The sequence below is a fragment of the Hymenobacter sp. UYAg731 genome, from assembly GCF_054061335.1.
In genome coordinates, this window is the sequence record NZ_JBSSEC010000004.1 from 144,366 (window position 1) to 162,538 (window position 18,173).

An 18,173-nucleotide genomic window follows, 5' to 3' on the forward strand; every position below is an offset into this window, starting at 1 on the left:
TACCCTTAGAATGAACAAACCCAACAAAGTACTCATCCTTGGTTCCGGCGCGCTGAAAATTGGCGAGGCCGGGGAGTTCGATTATTCCGGCTCGCAGGCCCTCAAGGCGCTGAAGGAGGAAGGCATCCGCACCATCCTCATCAACCCCAACATTGCCACCGTGCAGACCTCCGACGGCATGGCCGACGACGTGTACTTCCTGCCCGTGACGCCCTACTTCGTGGAGGAGGTCATCAAAAAAGAGCGGCCCGATGGCATTCTGGTGGCCTTTGGCGGCCAAACGGCCCTGAACTGCGCCGTGGCCCTGTACCGCGCCGGCGTGTTTGAGCAGTACAACGTGCAGGTGCTGGGCACGCCCGTGCAAAGCATCATCGACACCGAGGACCGGGAGATTTTCAAGGTTAAGCTCGACCAGATTGGGGTACTCTCGGCCCGCAGCGTGGCCTGCACCAGCATGGCCGAGGCCCTGGCCGCCGGCGAAACCATCGGCTTCCCCATCATCGTGCGGGCCGCGTTTGCGCTGGGCGGGCTGGGCAGCGGCTTCGCCAACAACATGGACGAGCTGCGGGCCCTGGCCCGGCAGGCTTTCACGACGTCGGACCAGATTCTGGTGGAAGAATCGCTGAAGGGCTGGAAGGAAGTGGAGTACGAAGTAGTGCGCGACCAGTTTGATAACTGCATCACGGTCTGCAACATGGAGAACTTCGACCCCATCGGCATCCACACCGGCGAGAGCATCGTGGTGGCCCCGTCCCAAACGCTGAGCAACCGCGAGTACCACAAGCTGCGCACCATCGGCATCAAAACCATCCGGCACCTGGGCATCGTGGGCGAGTGCAACATTCAGTACGCCCTCGACCCCGTTTCCGAAGATTACCGCGTGATTGAGGTGAATGCGCGCCTCTCGCGCTCGTCGGCGCTGGCCTCGAAAGCGACGGGCTACCCGCTGGCTTTCGTGGCCGCCAAGCTGAGTTTGGGCTACTCGCTGGCCGAGCTGAAAAACAGCGTCACGCAGACGACTTCGGCCTTTTTCGAGCCCGCCCTCGACTACGTGGTGGTGAAGCTGCCGCGCTGGGACCTGGGCAAATTCTCGGGCGTGAACCGCCAGATTGGCTCGGCCATGAAGAGCGTGGGCGAGGTAATGGCCATCGGAAAATCGTTCGAGGAAGCCATTCAGAAGGGCCTGCGGATGCTCGATACCGGCAAGCGCGGCTTCGTGGCCAACCGGCCCGAAAATATCGAAAAAGATACCATCGATAAGCTCCTGAGTGAGCCCAATGAGGAGCGCATTTTCGCCATCAACAGCGCCTTCGAGGCCGGCTACACGCTGGAGCAGGTGCATCAATTGACCAAGATTGACCACTGGTTTTTGCAGCGCCTGTTCACCATTTTCGAGCTGGGCCAGCAGCTGGCCGCCGGCCGCGCCACGGGCTTGGATTCGCTGGAAACCAAGCTGCTGCGCGAGGTGAAGAAAGCCGGTTTTTCGGACCAGCAGATTGCCGTGCAGCTGCTGGGCGAGGGCGACGTGAAGGCCGACGAGCTGCGCGTGCGCGCCCGCCGCAAGGCTTTGGGCGTGCTGCCGGTGGTGAAGCAGATTGACACGCTGGCCGCCGAATTCCCGGCCAAAACCAACTACCTCTACACCACCTACCACGGCACCGAAAACGACCTGGCCCGCGAAACCGCGAAGTCCATCGTAGTGCTGGGCTCGGGCGTATACCGTATCGGCTCGTCGGTCGAGTTCGACTGGTGCGGCGTGCAGGCCGTGCAAACGGCCGCCGAAGAGGGCTACAAAACCATCCTCATCAACTACAACCCCGAAACCGTTTCGACCGACTACGACGTGAGCGACCGGCTCTACTTTGAGGAGCTAAGCTTCGAGCGGGTGATGGACATTCTGGATTTTGAGCAGCCCGGCGGCGTAATTCTGAGCACCGGCGGCCAGATTCCCAACAACTTAGCCATGCGCCTCGAAGAGGCCCACGCGCCCATTCTGGGCACCACAGCCGCGCACATTGACGAAGCTGAGAACCGCCACAAGTTCAGCAGCATCATGGACGAGCTGGGCATTGCCCAGCCGCGCTGGAAGGAGCTGACCTCGCTGGAGGCCATGAACGAGTTTGTGCGCGAAGTGGGCTACCCGGTGCTCATACGGCCGAGCTACGTGCTGTCGGGCGCGGCCATGAACGTAGTTTCCAACGCCTTCGAGCTGGAAGAATTCCTGAAAGCCGCCAAGGAAGTGAGCGCCGAATACCCGGTAGTAGTGTCCGAATTCATGCAGGAAGCCAAGGAAATCGAGCTGGACGCGGTGGCCGACAAGGGCGAAATCGTGAGCTACGCCATTTCCGAGCACGTCGAGTTTGCCGGCGTGCATTCCGGCGACGCCACCATGTACTACCCGCCCCAACGGGTGTACGTGGGCACCATCCGCAAGCTAAAAATCATCGCCGAAAAGATAGCCAAACGCTACGAAATCAGCGGCCCGTTCAACATCCAGTTTCTGGAAAAAAACGGGGCTATCAGCGTGATTGAGTGTAACCTGCGCGCCTCGCGCAGCTACCCCTTCGTGTCGAAAATCTCGGGCAACAACCTCATCAAAAAGGCCACCCAAGTGCTGCTGGGCAAGCAGGTAGCCCGCGATGAAAGCGAGCGAGTGTACGACCTGCCTTTCGTGGGCGTGAAGGCCCCGCAGTTCTCCTTCACCCGCCTGCCCGGCGCCGACCCGGTGATGCGCGTCGACATGGTGAGCACCGGCGAAGTCGGTTGCCTGGGCGATACCGCCGAGGAAGCCCTGCTGAAATCGATGCTGAGCGTGGGCTACAAAATCCCCGCGAAAACGGTGCTTATTTCCGGCGGTCCCATCCAGTCGAAAGTAGCGCTGCTCTCCGCCACCGAGCTGCTGGTGAAGCGCGGCTACCAGATTTACGCCACCCAGGGCACGCACCGCTTCTTCGCCGAAAACAACGTGCCATCCAGCCTCCTCTTCTGGCCCGATGACATGCAAGAGCCCAACGTCCTGACGTATTTAAAGGAAAAGAAAATCGACCTCGTCATCAACATCCCGAAAAACCTCTCCAAAGGCGAGCTAGATAACGACTACAAAATCCGCCGCACCGCCGTGGATTCCGGCGTGCCGCTGCTGACGAATGCGCGGTTGGCGAAGGCCTTTATTAAGGCGTTTTGTACGCTGGGGATGAAGGATTTGAAAATTAAGAGCTGGAACGAGTATCGTACGATGTAGCGCAGACTTTGCAGTCCGCGTATAGTTCAACATTATGCAAAGCACAGATTTGCCAGAGCGCTGGAAATTGAAGCTTCAAGAGTATCTAATTGCCAAAGGAAGCATTAGGCCCGACAAGCTTAGTGCTTCTGATTTTCCGTTAGAAACCACCGTTAGTATTCGGTTTGAAGATGATTCACACGTCGAATTCAGATACGCTTTTGTAATTGAAGCCCCTGATTTTCGAGAAGTAGCCGTTTTTACGGAGCACTGCGGCTATCATCTTTTTCCGCTATATGATGGGCTTGAATTGACAATCGGAAATGTATGAAACTCAAAAATCTCAAATCGGTCGGGCATAATGCAGCGCATTCTTTCTTGAGTACGCTCGGCCATATAGGTGAAATGTATGCGAGCACGTACTTGCATAGACTCGCTTTAAAAAGCGGTTTATCTGCCATTGAGATTGACGTTTTGAACGCATCTATTTCTGGATTCGCGCCAGTTGATGAGGTTACAAATTCACTGCAAGGATTACGGGCGCAATTCCTGGAATTATTGCAAAAAGAAGGAATTCCGGCCGAAGCAGTAAAAGCATACAAGCTTTCTATTAAACTAATTGGCGACAGAATCGACGTAATTGACATTCAGTGCAAACCCCTCTTAATTGACTTGAATGACAAGGTTTATGACTGCGCGTTAATTACAGAAAAATACCCAGAGCCAGTTTAACATAAGCAACTCGCGGACCATCAGAGTCCACGCTACACCTCATTATGAAAAACTTTACCTCCTTCGCCGATGCGGGCGACTACAAAGCCCTGTTGCAGCAAGCCCTGGAAATCAAGGCCAATCCCTACGGCTACCAGCACATCGGGCGCAACAAAACCGTCGGCCTCATCTTCTTCAATCCCAGCCTGCGCACCCGGCTCAGCTCCATCAAGGCGGCCTATAACCTGGGCGCGCAAGCCTGGGTACTCAATGCCGGAGCCGACTCCTGGACCCTGGAAATGGCCGATGGCGCGGTGATGAACGGCGGCACCCAGGAGCACATCAAGGACGCCATCGCCGTGATGAGCCAGTATTGCGACGTGCTGGGCGTGCGCACGTTTCCTACCCTCAAGGACAAGGCCGAGGACTATGGCGAAGTCGTGTTCAATAAAATTCTGCAATACGCTACCGTGCCCGTCATTAGCCTGGAAAGCGCCACTCTGCACCCGCTGCAGTCGTTCGCCGACCTGATTACGGTGGCCGAAACCAAGCAAAAGGAGCGCGTGAAAGTGGTGCTCACCTGGGCTCCGCATGTGCGCGCCTTGCCCCAGTGCGTGCCCAACTCCTTCGCCGACTGGTTCTCGGAAATCGACTGGGTGGATTTCGTCATCACCCACCCCGAAGGCTACGAGTTGGCCGAGCAGTTCACCAAGGGCGCCCGCATCGAGTACGACCAAAAGAAAGCCTTCGAGGGGGCCGACTACATCTACGCCAAGAACTGGAGCAGCTACCGCGACTACGGCCAAATCCTCAGCTCCGACCCCGCCTGGATGGTGAGCGAAACCCACATGGCCCTCACCGACAACGGCAAGTTTATGCACTGCCTGCCCGTGCGCCGCAACGTGGTGGTGAGTGATGCCGTGCTCGATTCGCCCAATTCCCTCATCGTACGGGAAGCCGGCAACCGCACGTTCTCGATGCAAACAGTACTGCACGAGTTGCTGAAGTAGCAGAAGCGCGGCGGCCGACAGTAGCCGTTGTCGGGAAAACGGTTAGCTGGCGGGCAGCAATCTGCTATTAGTCCAAGTCAGGGCCCATGCCCATTAGCTCAAGCTTAATGGCTGTGGGCCTTTTCATACGCCGGCCGGCGCACGAAAAATCCTTCTCCCCGAAGCAGTGGTAGCTGGACCCACGCCAATGAAAAAGCCCCATCCTGTTTCCAGAATGAGGCTTTTTGCTGTGATCCCGCTGGGATTCGAACCCAGGACCCGTACATTAAAAGTGTACTGCTCTACCAGCTGAGCTACAGAATCGGTACCTTTACTTTGGAAGGGCGTTTCCTTCTTTGGTGGTACAAAAGTACTATAGCATTCGGAACTACACAACCCTGACTTTAAAAAAAAGTCACCCTCATTGCTGTGCGAACCCTTTTTCTCCTCTTAATCTTCCTGCCTATCTGCGCCTTGAGTGCAAATTTGCCCACAAAAAAAAAATTCCCAACAGCAGCTTTGGCATCGACTACAGACCTGCGCCAAGCCGATTCACTTTTTGCGGCGGGGCAATACGAGACTGCTTTTCCCGATTATCGGCAGCAGGTATGGCAAAAACGCCGGGTGTCACCGGAATTGTTGCTTAAAATGGCTTACGCGCAGCAGCAGCTGGAGCACTACCCGGCGGCACTGCTCTACCTGAGCATGGCGCAGGCGCGGCAGCCCAGGGTGCGCACGTGGCGGCAGCTGGTGGCTCTGGCCACCCAGCACCGGCTGGTGGGCTACCCCGCTACCTGGCAGCAGGAGCTGCGGGTGCAGGTGCAGCGCTATTTCTACCCGGGCCTGCAGTTATTGTTGGCGGGGGCGGTGGCGGGGGCCATCGTGCTGCTGTGGCGCCGGAGCCCGCGCGGGGCATGGCTGGGCTATGCCGGATACATCGCACTAATGGGAGCCTACCTGCATTTTCTGCGGCCGATGCCGACGGGGCTGGTGGCGCGCTCGGGGGCAGCGCTGATGGACGGGCCGGCCGCAGGGTCCACATGGCTGAGCACGGCCGCTATGGGCGACCGGCTGCCCGTGCTGGGCCGCCAGGACATCTGGTACCGGGTGCAGTGGCAGCAGCGCGTGGCTTTTGTGCGGGCCGCCGATTTGCTGGTGGTAGAATAACCTTCCCGGAGCCAGCGGGCGGCGCAGTTGCGGCGGGGCCGGTACTTTTGTGGCTATGTCTGCTCTCCTTTCCCTCACCGGCCTGTACCTGTACCCTGTCAAATCCCTCGGCGGGTACGCCGTGGCCGAAGCCGAGGTGACGGCCCGTGGCCTGCGCCACGACCGCCGCTGGCTGCTGGTGGACGAGCGTAACCGTTTCATGACGCAGCGGCAGCAGCCGGAGCTGGCCCTGCTGGCGGTGGCCCCGGCCTACAACGGCTTCCTGATTTCGCACCGCCAGCGGCCCGATTTGCTGCCGTTGTTCATCCCGTTCGAGGCCACGCCTGACTGCACCCTGTTTGTGACGGTGTGGGACGATATTCTATGGGCCTGGCGTGGCACGCCCGAGGCCGATGAGTGGCTGGCCGAGGCGCTGGGCCGCCCCTGCCGGCTGGTATATATGTCGGACATGGTGCGGCGCGACGTGGAGCCGGAGTTCAACCCCAAAGGTCAGCTGGTTAGCTTCGCCGACGGCTACCCTTTCCTGCTGACCGGCGAGGCTGCGCTGGCCGACCTGAATACCCGCCTGGCCGAGCCGGTACCGATGAATCGGTTTCGGCCCAACCTCGTGTTTGGGGGTGGGGCGGCGTATGAGGACGATGCCTGGGAGCAGTTTCAGATTGGCGAGGTGCCGTTTCGGGCGGTGCGGGGCTGCGGGCGGTGCGTGCTCACCACCATCGACCAGGACACGGCCCTCAAAAGCCCGGTGGGCGAGCCGCTGCGCACGCTGGCCACCTACCGGAAGGCCGAGAACAGCACGCTATTTGGCCAGAACGTGACCGGGCCGGGCCGGGGCCACCTGCGCGTGGGCGATGCCGTGACGGTACTCAGCCGGAAATAATACCGGTAGGATTCACTGGCTGCAATTTTGCAACTCCCGCCCCAGCAGGCGCGTTGGTAGAAAACCGGGCCGAATGCCCGGCTTTTTTATGGAACTGGAATACCTGCTGAATTTTCTGGCTGAATTAGCGGCCAATAATACCACGGCCTGGATGGCCGAACACCGCCCCGACTACCAGCGCGCCCGCGCCGCCTGCACCGAGCTGGTGCGTCAGGTGCTGGACCGCGTTGCGGCTACTGACCCCGATTTGGCCAGCCTCACGCCGAGCGATGTGCTGTTTCGGCTGCACAAAAACGACCGGAGCCAGCGCGACCCGGAGCCCTACAAGCGCCGCATGGGGGCCGGCCTGAAGCGCGGGGGCCGCCACGCGCCCCGGGCGGGCTATTTCCTGGCCATTCAGCCGGAGGGGCGCAGCTGGCTGGGGGCGGGCACCTGGTGGCCAACCCCGGAGCTGCTGGCGGCCATCCGGCAGGAAATCCACTACAGCGGCGACGAGTTTCACCGGCTGCGGCAGGCCCCGGAGCTGCTGCGCTACTTCCCCAGCGGCCTCGACACCACCGGGCCGCAGCTGACCCGGCCGCCGCGCGGCTATGCTGCTACCGACCCGGATGTGGCCTGGCTGCGGCTCAAGACGTTTGGGGTGGGCCGCTTCTACACGGATGCCGAAGTGCTGGCCTCCGGCTTCGTGGATGAAGTGGTGGCGGGCATGGCGGCGGCCCGGCCGCTGGTCGATTTTTTCAATGGGGCGCTTGTGAGCGGATGATGACCAGCGCCGGAGTGAGGAACCAAAACAGAACGTCATGCTGAGCGCAGCTGAAGCATCTCTACCGTTCAGCTAATCCAATCGATAGGGGTTACTACTGCGGTAGACATGCTTCGGCTGCGTTCAGTATGACGTTCTTTTTAGCGCCATTACAGCGCCAGAAATAGCTCCTAAAACAGTCCGTACAGCGTGTTGTCAATCTTCTCGATGATGGTACCCAGGTCCTCCGGGTTGCGCACGTAGTCGAGTTCGTTCACGTCGATGATGAGGCTGCGGCCGGCATCGTAGGTGCCAATCCACTTCTCGTAGTGCTCGTTGAGGTTTTTGAGGTACTCGATGCTGATGGTGTTTTCGTAGTCGCGGCCGCGCTTATCAATCTGGCCGATGAGCTTGGGCAGGTCGGCGCGGAGGTAGAGCAGCAGGTCGGGCGGGGCTACGAGGTCCACCATCGACTCAAACAGGGCGTAGTAGTTGTTGTAGTCGCGGGTTTCGAGCAGACCGGACTGGTGCAGGTTGGCCGCGAAGATGTGGGCATCTTCGTAGATGGTGCGGTCCTGAATGATGCCTTTGCCAGCCTTTTGCAGCTCCTTGATGTGCTGCGTTTGACGGAAGCGGCCGTTGAGAAAATAGACTTGCAGGTGAAAAGCCCACCGGGGCATATCGTGGTAAAAATCCTTGAGGTAAGGATTGTCGTCCACGTCTTCCAGAAATACTTCCCAACGGAAATGCTGGGCCAACTTATGGGCCAGCGTGGTTTTACCGGCCCCAATGTTGCCGACGATGGCAATGTGCATGCGCTACGAACGAATAAAGACGAGTGAAAAGCAGAACCCCAAAGGTAGCAGCGCGGCCCGCATTGGCTCAATCATTTAAGCACGTATTATGTAGTATGTTTGGTATGTAACCTTGCTCTCTCTGCCATGCTAACCGCCGAAGCCGTTCTGCTGACCACCCTGGCCGATGGCTACGGGGCACCGTTGGCCGAATATTATTTTTTCCCGGACCATGCGTCCCTCTACATCTGCTGGCACGGCCAGCTCACGGCCGCCGAAGTAATCCGCGGAGTGCGGGAAGGAACGCGCCTGCTGGAGCAACACTCGTTTCAGCGGGTGCTCAACGACAAGCGCGACACCGGCGGCGACTGGAGCGAGGCCCTGCCCTGGCTCGAATACGAATGGCTGCCCATGGCCGTGGCGGTCGGTCTGCGGGCCATCGCCTACATCCTGTCGCCCAACCTGGAAGCCCAGATTGTGAGCCACACTTTCGTGGAAGCGGTGCAGAGTCAAATTCAGATTTCGCTGTTTACCAATGAAGAAGATGCGCAGCATTGGCTGGAAACGACGTAGCGGAGGCTAATTCCTTTCCGAGGAAGGAGGAATCCGAGAAAATCTGTTGAACGGTTTTTCCCAAATGCCTCCTTCGTTGGGAGAACAGGTTTTAGTCGAGTTTGTCCTTCACCTGCCGGGCACCGCGCAAGGTGTGAAACTCGCCCTGAAACGAACGGACGCGGAGGCGTTCTTCGAGGGGCAGGGTGGTGCGGACCTGCTCGTAGCGCTCGTTGAGACGGGCCAGGACCTGGCCGGCGGCGTCCCACTGCTCGTAGGTCCAGGCGCGGCTCTCGTCGCGGGTGGTGGTGATGAACCGCTCGTAGAGGTTGGGAAGCTGGTCGGCGCGGGCCTGGGCCAGGTTCACGTCGGTTTGCAGCAGGTGCTGCTGCACGGGGTCGGCGGCAGCGGTGGTGGCGGCTTGGCGGGCCTGGCGGGCCTGGCTCCGGGCGGTGGTGGAGGGGCGGGAGCCGGTGAGTTCGCCGCGCCGCAGCAGCTCGGCCTGTGTGGTGGCTTGGGCGTGGCCGGCGAAGGGCAGGCCGGCGAGCAATAGAACGAATGTAGATTTCATGGTCAGAACGAAGAAAAAAACGGAGGTTTGCGGGCTTAAACGCAAGGAACGGGCCAACCGTATCAGGGCGGGTGGGCCGGTTTCGGTTTTTTCGCCGCAATTTCGTGTTTTACCGCTTATGACTTCTGACGCCCCTACCGCGCCGCCGCGCATTGAGCCCGCCACGCTCAACGATATTCCGACCATTATTCAGCTGGCCGAGGCTACCTGGGAGCCTACCTACCGCTTCATCATTTCGGAGGAGCAACTGGAATATATGTACCGGGTGATATACTCGCCGGCCGCCCTGAAACGGCAGATGGAGGAGCAGCACCACGTATTCCTGCTGGCGCGGGTGGAAGGCGAGCCGGCCGGCTTTGCCTCCTTCGGCCCGCTGCCGGCCGAGGACGGCCCCGGCCCCGGCTACAAGCTGCACAAGATATACGTGCTGCCCACGCGCCAGGGCCAGGGCCTGGGCGTGCATCTCATCGAGGCCGTGGAAAACGCCGCCCGCATTGCCGGCGGCCAGTTCCTGGACCTGAACGTGAACCGCTACAACCCCGCCATTGCCTTCTACGAGCGGCGCGGCTTTGCCCGCCAAAGCGAGGTGGACGTGCCCATCGGCCCGTACTTTATGAACGACTACATCATGCGAAAAGCGCTTTGAAGGGCTGGGTTTTGAGGGGTGAATTTTCCGTTCGGCAACTCAATATTCACCCCTCAAAACCCAACCTTTCTATCTTCCATAAATTAACATTCAACCCTCAAAACTCAACCCTCAAAATATGGCTACTAAACTCACCGTCCTTTCCAATGGCTCCCTCCGCGTAGAGGGCGAAAACATTGAACTCGTGGATGCCCAGGGCCAGCCCTACGGCCTCGGCGGCCGCGAGCGCATCAGCATCTGTCGCTGCGGGCTGTCCAAGCAGAAACCCTTCTGCGACGGCTCGCACAAAGGCCACTTCGAGCACGACGCTACAGCGTTTGACCTGCCCGCGCCCAAGCCAGCCGTGTAGTCCAGCATTCGTGTCGCAATGAAAAAGCCCGCTGACCAATTGGCCAGCGGGCTTTTTCGGCTTTAGATGAATCTTTCCCTACTCCACCACCAGACGCTGGCTGATGCTGCCGCAACGCACCACATACACCCCGGCGGGCAGGCCGCGCAGGTCCAGCTCGGCATCGGAGCCAGCCGCCGGGGCGGGGTAGCGGCGCACGGTGCGGCCCAGCGCATCGGTTAGGGTCAGGGGCTGGCGGGGCGCACCGGCGGGCAGGCGCAGGGTGGCCGTGCCGTGCGCCGGGTTGGGAAAGAGCTGCGCGGCGGGGGCGGCGCGGGCGGCGGTAGTAGCTAGCATGGCATTGGGGTCGTAGATGCCGAAGTGGAAAGTAACTTTGCTGCCGTCGCCGGTGGTGGCAAAGTCGCCACCCACGTAAACTTGGCCGGTGGGGCCGCAGGCTATGCTGAAGGCCATTTTGTTTAACCCGGTGCCCAGGCTGCTCCACGCCGTGCCGTTCCATTTGGCTAAAGAGTAAAGCTCTACCCTGCCACCAGAACCATAGTAGAGGCTGGTACCTGCGTATACTTCCCCCGTGCTCGCCACAGCCAAGGACATAACGGCATAGGGCGCGCCATTGGTATTGCCCGTGCCCAGGCTGCTCCACGCCGTGCCGTCCCATTTGGCCACGTAGTTGGCCGATACTCCGCCCGCCCGGGTGAAGTCGCCGCCCACGTACACCTCGCCCGTGCTCGCCACGGCCACCGCGTTGACGGAACGCGCGTTGACGGCGACATCCACGCCCGTGCCCAGGCTACTCCAGGCCGTACCATTCCATTTGGCTACAAAGTTGGCCGGCACCCCGCCGGCCTGAGTAAAGACACCGCCCGCATACACCTCCCCACTACCGGCAACCGCCAGAGCCTTCACGGTACCGTTCACGCCATTGGCTGAGCCCGTGCCCAGGCTGCTCCACGCCGTGCCGTTCCATTTGGCCACCCGGCTGGCCGGCACCCCACCCGCCTGGGCGAAATCACCGCCCACGTACACTTCGCCCGTGCTGGCTACGGCCACTGCGTTGATGGTGCTCACCAGGTCGAAGCCCGTGCCCAGGCTGCTCCAGTTGGCCCCGTTCCATTTGGCCACTCTGGTAGCCAGCACCCCGCCCGCCTGGGTGAAGTCGCCGCCCACATATACCTCGCCCGTGCTGGCTACGGCCACCGCGCTGACAGGCCCGCTCACGCCGTTGGCAGTACCCGTACCCAGGCTGCTCCACGCCGTGCCGTTCCATTTGGCCACGTAATTGGCCGGCACTCCGCCCACCCGGATGAAAGAGCCGCCCACATATACCTCGCCCGTACTGGCTACGGCCACCGCGCTGACAACCCCGCTCACGCCGTTGGCGGTACCGGTGCCCAAGCTGCTCCACGCCGTGCCGTTCCATTTGGCCACGCAACTGGCCGGCATCCCGCCGGCCTGGGTAAAGACACCCCCGGCATACACCTCGCCCGTGCTGGCTACGGCCAGCCCATTGGCGGCACCAGCCAAGCCATTGCCTACCCCGCTCCAGGATGTCCCGTTCCATTTGGCTATAGAGTTGGCATACGTCGCGCCGGCGGAGTTGAACCCGCCGCTTAGGTACACCTCTCCACTACTTGCCACGGCAAGAACAAAGACAGGACCGTTCATGCCATTGGCATTGCCGGTGCCCAAGCTGCTCCAGGCCGTGCCATCCCATTTGGCTACAAAGTTGGCCCGCACCCCACCGGCTTGGTTGAATTCACCACCGGCGTACACCTCGCCGGTGCTGGCTACGGCCAGTGCGTTCACGTAGCCATTCACGCCGTTGGCGGTACCGGTGCTCAGGCTGCTCCACGCCGTGCCGTTCCATTTGGCCACGCAGTTGGCTATTGCTCCGCCAGCCAGGTTAAAGTAGCCCCCTACGTACACTTCCCCGTTGCCAGCCACGGCCAGCGTTTTGACCGTCCCGTTCACGCCGTTGGCGGACCCCGTGTCTAGGCTGCTCCACGCCGTGCCGTTCCATTTGGCTACCCGGCCGGCCGGCACCCCACCCGCCTGGGTAAATTCACCGCCCACGTATACGTCCCCGCTACTGGCCACAGCCAGCGCGTTCACGGTAAAGTTTACGCCGTTGGCGGAGCCCGTGCCCAAGCTGCTCCACGCCGTGCCGTTCCATTTGGCCACCCGGTTAGCCAGCAAGCCGCCCGCTTGTGTGAAGACGCCACCTACGTACACTTCCCCGGTACTAGTCACGGCCATCGTTTTGACCGTCCCGTTCACGCCATTGGCGGAGCCCGTGCCCAGGCTGCTCCACGCCGTGCCGTTCCATTTGGCCACCCGGATGGCTGCTACGTCGCCGGCTATCGAGAAATCTCCTCCAACGTAGGTATTGGCTCCGGCCTGCACCACTACGGATACCGGCCTGTCCACACCATTCGGCAGCCCAAACCCATCGGCCCACCGCTCATCCCCCGCCCCGGCCACGCCGGCCGGCCGGAACACCGGCCGCCCATCCGGCGCAGTCCCCATCCGAAAGGCGCGGGCATCGAACGAGCCATTCAGGCCGGTTTTCAGGGTGCCGTTGGGGTTCAGGGCTTCGGCCAAGGAGCGGCCGGGGGCGGGCGGCGGGGTAACGGCGCGGGCCGGGCCGCACAGGCCCAGCAACAGAAGTAGCGCCAGCAGCGAATGCAGCAGGTTATTTTTCATCGGTAATGTGGAAAAAATGGAAGGAAAAGCGGTAAATAAGGAGCGATAAAAACACACTGCCCCTACTCCACCACCAGACGCTGGCTGATGATGCCGCAACGCACCACGTAGGTGCCGGCGTGCAGACCGCGCAGGTCCAACTCGGCATCGGAGCCAGCCGCCGGGGCGGGGTAGCGGCGTACGGTGCGGCCCAGTGCATCGGTCAGGGTCAGGGGCTGGCGGGGCGCACCGGCGGGCAAGCGCAGCGTGGCCGTGCCGTGGGCTGGGTTAGGAAAGAGCGCGGCGGGTGTGGTGCGGGCTGCGGCCGTGGTGGCAAGCGGGGCGTTGGGGTCGTAGATACCGAAGCGGGCCATGAGCTTGCTGCCATCGCCGGTGGCGGTGAAAAACCCACCAGCGTAGAGCTTGCCAGTTGGCCCGGTGGCCAGTGCATATATAAATCCATTGGTGCCTGTGCCCAAACCGCTCCAAGCTGTGCCGTTCCATTTGGCCACGTTGTTGGCCGCCACCCCGCCTAACTGCGTGAAATAGCCGCCCGCGTAAACGTCCCCATTGCCGGCCATTGCCAGGGCATAGACACGGCCGCTCGCCCCGTTGATGAGGCCCGTGCCCAGACTGCTCCAGGCCGTACCGTTCCACTTAGCTACATAGTCGACCGATGCCCCGGCAGTCTGGATGAAGCTTACGCCCGCGTACACGTCTCCGTTGCCGGCCACTGCCAGCGCCATGACAGTGTTGTCCGTACCCGTGCCTAGGCTACTCCAGGCCGTACCGTCCCACTTGGCTATGTAGTTGGCCGCCACTCCGCCGGCCTGCGTGAAGCCTCCGCCCACGTACACGTCCCCGTTACCAGCTACCGCCAGCGCCTTAACAGCTGCGAGCGAGCCACCCCGCCCGCCCGTACCTGTGCCCAGGCTACTCCAGGCCGTGCCGTTCCACTTGGCTATGTAGTTGGCCGCCGCCCCGCCGGCCTGCGTGAAGTCGCCGCCCACATACACGTCTCCGTTGCCGGCCACCGCCAGCGCCGTGACAGCTGTTACAGATTGGGAGCCACTTACCCCGTTGTCCGTACCCGTGCCCAGGCTGCTCCAGGCCGTGCCGTCCCACCTAGCTATGCAGTTGGCCGCCGCCCCGCCGGCCTGCGTGAACTGTCCGCCCGCATACACGTCCCCATTGCCGGCTACTGCCAGCGCACGGATACGGCCACTCACCCCGTTGGCGGTGCCCGTGCCCAGGCTGCTCCAAGCCGTGCCGTTCCACCTGGCTATGTAGTTGGCCGCCGCCCCGCCGGCCTGCGTGAAGTCGCCGCCCACATACACGTCCCCATTGTCGGCTACCGCCAGCGCCTGGACAGGGAAGTTTAGCCCGTTACCCGTGCCCAGACTGCTCCAGGCTGTGCCGCTCCACTTGGCTACGTAATCGGCCGCCGCCCCGCCAGCTTGCTGAAAAAGTCCGCCCGCGTACACATCGCCGTTGCCGGCCACCGCCAGCGCTTTGACAACGTCGTTCACCCCGTTGCCCGTGCCCGTGCTCAGGCTGCTCCAAGCCGTGCCGTTCCAGCGAGCCACCCGGTTGGCCGCCGCCCCGCTGGCTTGCGAGAATTCTCCACCCGCGTATATGTCTCCGTTGCCAGCCAGTGCCAATGCATTGACGGGGCCGTTCAACACGTTGCTCGTGCCCGTGCCCAGGCCACTCCAAGCCGTGCCGTTCCACTTAGCCACCCGGCTAGCCACCACCCCGCCAGCGTAAGAGAAGTTTCCGCCCACGTACACGTCCCCGTTGCCAGCCACCGCCAGCGCCTGGACACGGTCACCTACCCCGTTGGTGATGCCCGTGCCCAGACTATTCCAAGCCGTGCCGTCCCAGCGAGCCACCCGGTTGGCTTGCCCGCCGCTATTAATGAATGTGAAAAATCCGCCCACATACACGTCCCCGTTGCCGGCCACCACCAGCGCCATGACACGGTCGTTCAACCCGTTGGCAGTTCCCGTACCCAGACTGCTCCAGGCCGTGCCATTCCAGCGGGCTACATGATTGGCCGTGGCCCCGCCAGCTTGCTGGAAAAGTCCGCCCGCATACACGTCTCCGTTGCCGGCCACCGCCAGCGCGTAGACCGCGTTGCCCGCCATGCCCACCCCGTTGGCGGTACCCGTGCCCAAGCTGCTCCAGGCTGTACCGTTCCAGCGAGCCACCCGGTTGGCCGCCGCCCCGCCGGCTTGCGAGAAGTCGCCGCCCGCGTACACATCTCCGTTGCCGGCCACTGCCAGCGCATAAACAGTGCCGTTCACTCCGTTGGCGGTACCCACCCCCAAGCTGCTCCAAGCCGTACCGTTCCACTTAGCCACGCCGTTGGCCTTAATGTTACCAACTGCACCGAAGCCGCCCCCAACGTAAACGTCCGTTCCCGACCGTACCAGTGTTGCTACTGATTTATCAGCACCCGCCAATCCAAACCCGTCCGTCCACCGCTCATCGCCGGCCCCGGCCGTACCCGCCGGCCGGAACACCGGCCGCCCATCGGGCGCGGTCCGCATCCGAAACGCGCGGGCATCAAAGGAGCCATTCAGGCCCGCTTTCAACGTACCGTCCGGGTTGAGGGCTTCGGCTAGGGGGCGGCCGGTAGTGGGCGGTGGGGTGGCGGCGCGGACCGGGCCGGCCAGGCCCAGTACCATCAGCAGCGAAAGCAGCGCGGGCAGTAGATTTTTCTTCATCGGTGACAACAAGTGAAAAGGAATTAAAATGAATGGGAAAGATACGCGGCCCCGATAGCAACGCCCCCGACCACGGGGCCAGGGGCGTTGCTATCCGCCCAGCCGGGCTTACTTGGCCGTAGCGTCCTTCGGCCCATGCCCGGCATCCACGATGATGCGGGCTTTCTTGTACTGCGCCACCAGCTCGGGCAGGTCGTCTACCAGGTTGGGCACCCGCACGTCGAGGCGTTTCAGGGCCTTGCGGGCCGCCCCCAGCGAGGCCACCGACTGTTCGCGCAGCACCGAGCCGGCCGTGGAAGCTTGGCGCGGCGCACCCAGCAGCAACGCAAATGCCGCTGTTTTGTCCGTGAAGGACTTTAGCTGCGCAGCCGTCACCCGCTCTTCTTCCAGCGCCTTGGCGTGGGCCTGGGCCTGCCTGGCCAGCTCGCGCAGGGCATCCACCTGGGGCTGGCCCCGCAGGTGGTCGAGGGTGGTGCGGGTGTGGGCCGCCAGCGGGGCCAGCACCGGGTCGGGCGCATCGAGCTGCAAGGCCTTCACGCCCCGCAAAACGGGCATGGCCGCGTCCAGCATGGCAATTTCAGCCAGGTCCTTGGCGTCGGTGTAGCCGGTGCTGCCGCCGCTGGCCAGCGCCTGCGCCTGCGTACCCACCGCCCCCAAGGCCGAATCGAGGGCCACGAAATCGGGCAGCATCTTCGCATACAGCGGTGCCCATTGCGGCCGGGCATCGGCCAGCAGCTGGCGCACCGCCAGGGCCATGGTCTGGAAATTAATCTGGTCGTCGGTCATCCGAAAAAGGGGTTAAAAGGTGATAGAAGCCATTTCTGCCTGCCGAGCACCGATTCCTACCCCCAAAGCAGGATTTAACCGATACCAATCAGGATTTAACACAGCCTGATTAGGATTTCCTTCGGTCCGAGTAGGCTTTCCTTTAGGCCATCGGCAATTTCTGTCCGCTCGGTAGGATTTTCTCCACCGCGAGTAGGATTTTATTCGTAGCGAGCACTGTGGGATGCCCGCCGCGTAGCCGTTTGTTAGGTCAATACTACTTAAAAAAACCGCACTTTACCCGCTCCCCTATCCGCCCGCCGGCCGGATGCTGCCGCCCAGCATCTGCCACAGGTTCTGGCGCACGATGTCGCCCATCGAATCGCAGGCATCGAAGGCGTCGGTGTGGTGGTAGCGGTTGAGCTCGGCCTTGAGCTGGGCCACTTTTTCGGGCGGGGCCAGGTCGTGGCGGCGCATGGCCTCCAGCAGGTCGCGCAGGCGGTGGCGCTCGGCGCGGGCGCGGCGGGCCATCAGGGCGCGCTCCTCGGTCTGGTACTGCCGGATGGCTTCGGGCTTGAGGTGGCGGGCGCACATGGCCACCACGGCCGCGTTGTCCTTGAAAAACTGGGGCAGGTACATGGCCCGGCGGCCCTCGTAGCTCTGCTGGTCGAAGTCGATGGCCTTCACCCGGTACTGCTCGTTCTCGAAGTCGGGTGTCACGGCGATGACGTAATTATAGGCCCGCATATCGCCCAGCAGCCGCACGAAGCAGCGCTCGTTGAACTTCACAAACTCCTTGGCCAGGCGCACTTGGTTGAGGTGGGGCAAGTTGAGGCGCTGCCGGATAAAGTCATCGCCGGGAATGCCCACGATGTGTTCCTCAATGAGCGTGTCGCCGCTTACCAGGAAGTTCATCGAGTTGGGCGAGAGCAAATGCTCCAGCTCCAGGCCGTAGAGGCGCGAGGCGTCGGCCTGCTTCACGTAGAAGTAGTCGTAGTTGTCGTTGAGCTGGTTCACGATGCGGACCCGGAACGGCCGCGAGTTGCCGAACTCGCAGTAGTCGATGCGGTCGGCCACGAGGTGCTCGGAGAAGGACAGGTCGCCGGCCGTTTTCAGCAGCGCGTACACCTCCGTGAGCCCCTGGCCGAGCTCGCGCAGCATCTGCGGCTCGAAATACACGGTTTGCCAGAGCGTGTCCTTCCCCGTGCGGTCCAGCAGCGGAAACGAGCCCGTGAACTGCCGCAAGTCGGCGTAGGTCACGGGCAGCAGGGTTTCACGGTCGTAGGCGCGCAGGTACTGGCGCAGGGCCGGCGTGATGGGGTACGGCGGCTTTTTGCGGGAGATGTCCATGTGGCAGGCTGGATGGTAGCAGGAAG

The 18,173-nt window shown here is 62.0% G+C and carries 16 protein-coding genes and 1 tRNA gene; 10 read left to right on the top strand and 7 right to left on the bottom strand.

From position 1 onward, the window contains the following. Positions 1–10 precede the first annotated feature (10 nt). The 4 genes from carB to ACVWYF_RS12650 are packed head-to-tail and all read left to right on the top strand — an operon-like array spanning position 11 to position 4,941. Entirely contained in the window at positions 11–3,241 is a 3,231-nt protein-coding gene (carB, locus tag ACVWYF_RS12635; protein ID WP_457068477.1) for a carbamoyl-phosphate synthase (glutamine-hydrolyzing) large subunit, read from the top strand. Between the two features lie 34 nt (positions 3,242–3,275). Then, a complete protein-coding gene (locus ACVWYF_RS12640; RefSeq protein ID WP_457068478.1) occupies positions 3,276–3,551 on the top strand; it encodes a hypothetical protein in 276 nt (91 codons plus the stop codon). Continuing rightward, on the top strand, positions 3,548–3,952 hold the full coding sequence (locus ACVWYF_RS12645) for a hypothetical protein (RefSeq protein ID WP_457068480.1): 405 nt from the start codon (positions 3,548–3,550) through the stop codon (positions 3,950–3,952). Before ACVWYF_RS12640 ends, ACVWYF_RS12645 begins: the two co-directional genes overlap by 4 nt. Before the next feature lie 44 nt (positions 3,953–3,996). Further along, positions 3,997–4,941: an N-acetylornithine carbamoyltransferase gene (locus ACVWYF_RS12650; protein ID WP_457068482.1), complete on the top strand. Its 945-nt coding sequence runs from the start codon at positions 3,997–3,999 to the stop codon at positions 4,939–4,941. Between the two features lie 230 nt (positions 4,942–5,171). Here ACVWYF_RS12650 and ACVWYF_RS12655 read toward each other — a convergent pair. Next, a tRNA-Lys gene (locus ACVWYF_RS12655) sits at positions 5,172–5,244 on the bottom strand. Positions 5,245–5,568: 324 nt separating this feature from the next. Between ACVWYF_RS12655 and ACVWYF_RS12660 the strand changes: the two genes are divergently transcribed. From ACVWYF_RS12660 to ACVWYF_RS12670, 3 genes are all read left to right on the top strand, one after another. Further along, the gene (locus tag ACVWYF_RS12660; RefSeq protein WP_457068484.1) at positions 5,569–6,087 is read left to right on the top strand and encodes a hypothetical protein; all 519 of its coding nucleotides are present in this window, start codon (positions 5,569–5,571) and stop codon (positions 6,085–6,087) included. Between the two features lie 55 nt (positions 6,088–6,142). Beyond that, positions 6,143–6,967, top strand: coding sequence for an MOSC domain-containing protein (locus tag ACVWYF_RS12665; protein ID WP_457068486.1), 825 nt, complete (start codon positions 6,143–6,145; stop codon positions 6,965–6,967). Positions 6,968–7,040: 73 nt separating this feature from the next. Continuing rightward, positions 7,041–7,730 (top strand): DUF2461 domain-containing protein, encoded by a 690-nt coding sequence (locus ACVWYF_RS12670; protein ID WP_457068488.1) that lies wholly within the window; start codon positions 7,041–7,043, stop codon positions 7,728–7,730. Between the two features lie 170 nt (positions 7,731–7,900). Here the strand turns inward: ACVWYF_RS12670 and ACVWYF_RS12675 are convergent, their stop codons facing one another. Then, positions 7,901–8,524 carry a deoxynucleoside kinase gene (locus tag ACVWYF_RS12675; protein WP_457068490.1) on the bottom strand — a complete coding sequence of 208 codons (624 nt, stop codon included), beginning with the start codon at positions 8,522–8,524 and terminating at the stop codon, positions 7,901–7,903. A 126-nt stretch (positions 8,525–8,650) separates the two neighbouring features. On the opposite strand from ACVWYF_RS12675, the gene ACVWYF_RS12680 reads away from it, so the two are divergent. Next, positions 8,651–9,076 (top strand): hypothetical protein, encoded by a 426-nt coding sequence (locus ACVWYF_RS12680; protein ID WP_457068492.1) that lies wholly within the window; start codon positions 8,651–8,653, stop codon positions 9,074–9,076. Between the two features lie 91 nt (positions 9,077–9,167). Here ACVWYF_RS12680 and ACVWYF_RS12685 read toward each other — a convergent pair whose 3' ends face one another. Next, positions 9,168–9,626, bottom strand: a complete 459-nt coding sequence (locus ACVWYF_RS12685; protein WP_457068494.1) for a hypothetical protein — start codon at positions 9,624–9,626, stop codon at positions 9,168–9,170. 118 nt (positions 9,627–9,744) lie between these two features. Between ACVWYF_RS12685 and ACVWYF_RS12690 the strand changes: the two genes are divergently transcribed. After that, a complete protein-coding gene (locus tag ACVWYF_RS12690; RefSeq protein ID WP_457068496.1) occupies positions 9,745–10,272 on the top strand; it encodes an N-acetyltransferase family protein in 528 nt (175 codons plus the stop codon). A 118-nt stretch (positions 10,273–10,390) separates the two neighbouring features. Further along, a complete protein-coding gene (locus tag ACVWYF_RS12695) occupies positions 10,391–10,621 on the top strand; it encodes a CDGSH iron-sulfur domain-containing protein (RefSeq protein WP_457068498.1) in 231 nt (76 codons plus the stop codon). Between the two features lie 78 nt (positions 10,622–10,699). Here the strand turns inward: ACVWYF_RS12695 and ACVWYF_RS12700 are convergent, their stop codons facing one another. The 4 genes from ACVWYF_RS12700 to ACVWYF_RS12715 form a co-directional block, all read right to left on the bottom strand. Beyond that, positions 10,700–13,324: a T9SS type A sorting domain-containing protein gene (locus ACVWYF_RS12700; protein ID WP_457068500.1), complete on the bottom strand. Its 2,625-nt coding sequence runs from the start codon at positions 13,322–13,324 to the stop codon at positions 10,700–10,702. Positions 13,325–13,386: 62 nt separating this feature from the next. Next, positions 13,387–16,032 (bottom strand): hypothetical protein, encoded by a 2,646-nt coding sequence (locus ACVWYF_RS12705; protein ID WP_457068502.1) that lies wholly within the window; start codon positions 16,030–16,032, stop codon positions 13,387–13,389. Between the two features lie 108 nt (positions 16,033–16,140). Continuing rightward, entirely contained in the window at positions 16,141–16,818 is a 678-nt protein-coding gene (locus tag ACVWYF_RS12710; protein ID WP_457068504.1) for a hypothetical protein, read from the bottom strand. Between the two features lie 288 nt (positions 16,819–17,106). Continuing rightward, entirely contained in the window at positions 17,107–18,147 is a 1,041-nt protein-coding gene (locus ACVWYF_RS12715) for a hypothetical protein (RefSeq protein WP_457068506.1), read from the bottom strand. Between the last annotated feature and the right edge of the window lie 26 nt (positions 18,148–18,173).

Excerpts from the sequence above, each read along its gene's own strand:
- ACVWYF_RS12705 (WP_457068502.1), bottom strand. The coding sequence starts at position 16,032 with ATGAAGAAAAATCTACTGCCCGCGCTGCTTTCGCTGCTGATGGTACTG.
- carB (WP_457068477.1), top strand. The coding sequence starts at position 11 with ATGAACAAACCCAACAAAGTACTCATCCTTGGTTCCGGCGCGCTGAAA.
- ACVWYF_RS12670 (WP_457068488.1), top strand. The coding sequence starts at position 7,041 with ATGCCCGGCTTTTTTATGGAACTGGAATACCTGCTGAATTTTCTGGCT.
- ACVWYF_RS12685 (WP_457068494.1), bottom strand. The coding sequence starts at position 9,626 with ATGAAATCTACATTCGTTCTATTGCTCGCCGGCCTGCCCTTCGCCGGC.
- ACVWYF_RS12710 (WP_457068504.1), bottom strand. The coding sequence starts at position 16,818 with ATGACCGACGACCAGATTAATTTCCAGACCATGGCCCTGGCGGTGCGC.
- ACVWYF_RS12640 (WP_457068478.1), top strand. The coding sequence starts at position 3,276 with ATGCAAAGCACAGATTTGCCAGAGCGCTGGAAATTGAAGCTTCAAGAG.
- ACVWYF_RS12645 (WP_457068480.1), top strand. The coding sequence starts at position 3,548 with ATGAAACTCAAAAATCTCAAATCGGTCGGGCATAATGCAGCGCATTCT.
- ACVWYF_RS12675 (WP_457068490.1), bottom strand. The coding sequence starts at position 8,524 with ATGCACATTGCCATCGTCGGCAACATTGGGGCCGGTAAAACCACGCTG.
- ACVWYF_RS12690 (WP_457068496.1), top strand. The coding sequence starts at position 9,745 with ATGACTTCTGACGCCCCTACCGCGCCGCCGCGCATTGAGCCCGCCACG.
- ACVWYF_RS12700 (WP_457068500.1), bottom strand. The coding sequence starts at position 13,324 with ATGAAAAATAACCTGCTGCATTCGCTGCTGGCGCTACTTCTGTTGCTG.
- ACVWYF_RS12680 (WP_457068492.1), top strand. The coding sequence starts at position 8,651 with ATGCTAACCGCCGAAGCCGTTCTGCTGACCACCCTGGCCGATGGCTAC.
- ACVWYF_RS12695 (WP_457068498.1), top strand. The coding sequence starts at position 10,391 with ATGGCTACTAAACTCACCGTCCTTTCCAATGGCTCCCTCCGCGTAGAG.
- ACVWYF_RS12650 (WP_457068482.1), top strand. The coding sequence starts at position 3,997 with ATGAAAAACTTTACCTCCTTCGCCGATGCGGGCGACTACAAAGCCCTG.
- ACVWYF_RS12665 (WP_457068486.1), top strand. The coding sequence starts at position 6,143 with ATGTCTGCTCTCCTTTCCCTCACCGGCCTGTACCTGTACCCTGTCAAA.
- ACVWYF_RS12715 (WP_457068506.1), bottom strand. The coding sequence starts at position 18,147 with ATGGACATCTCCCGCAAAAAGCCGCCGTACCCCATCACGCCGGCCCTG.
- ACVWYF_RS12660 (WP_457068484.1), top strand. The coding sequence starts at position 5,569 with ATGGCTTACGCGCAGCAGCAGCTGGAGCACTACCCGGCGGCACTGCTC.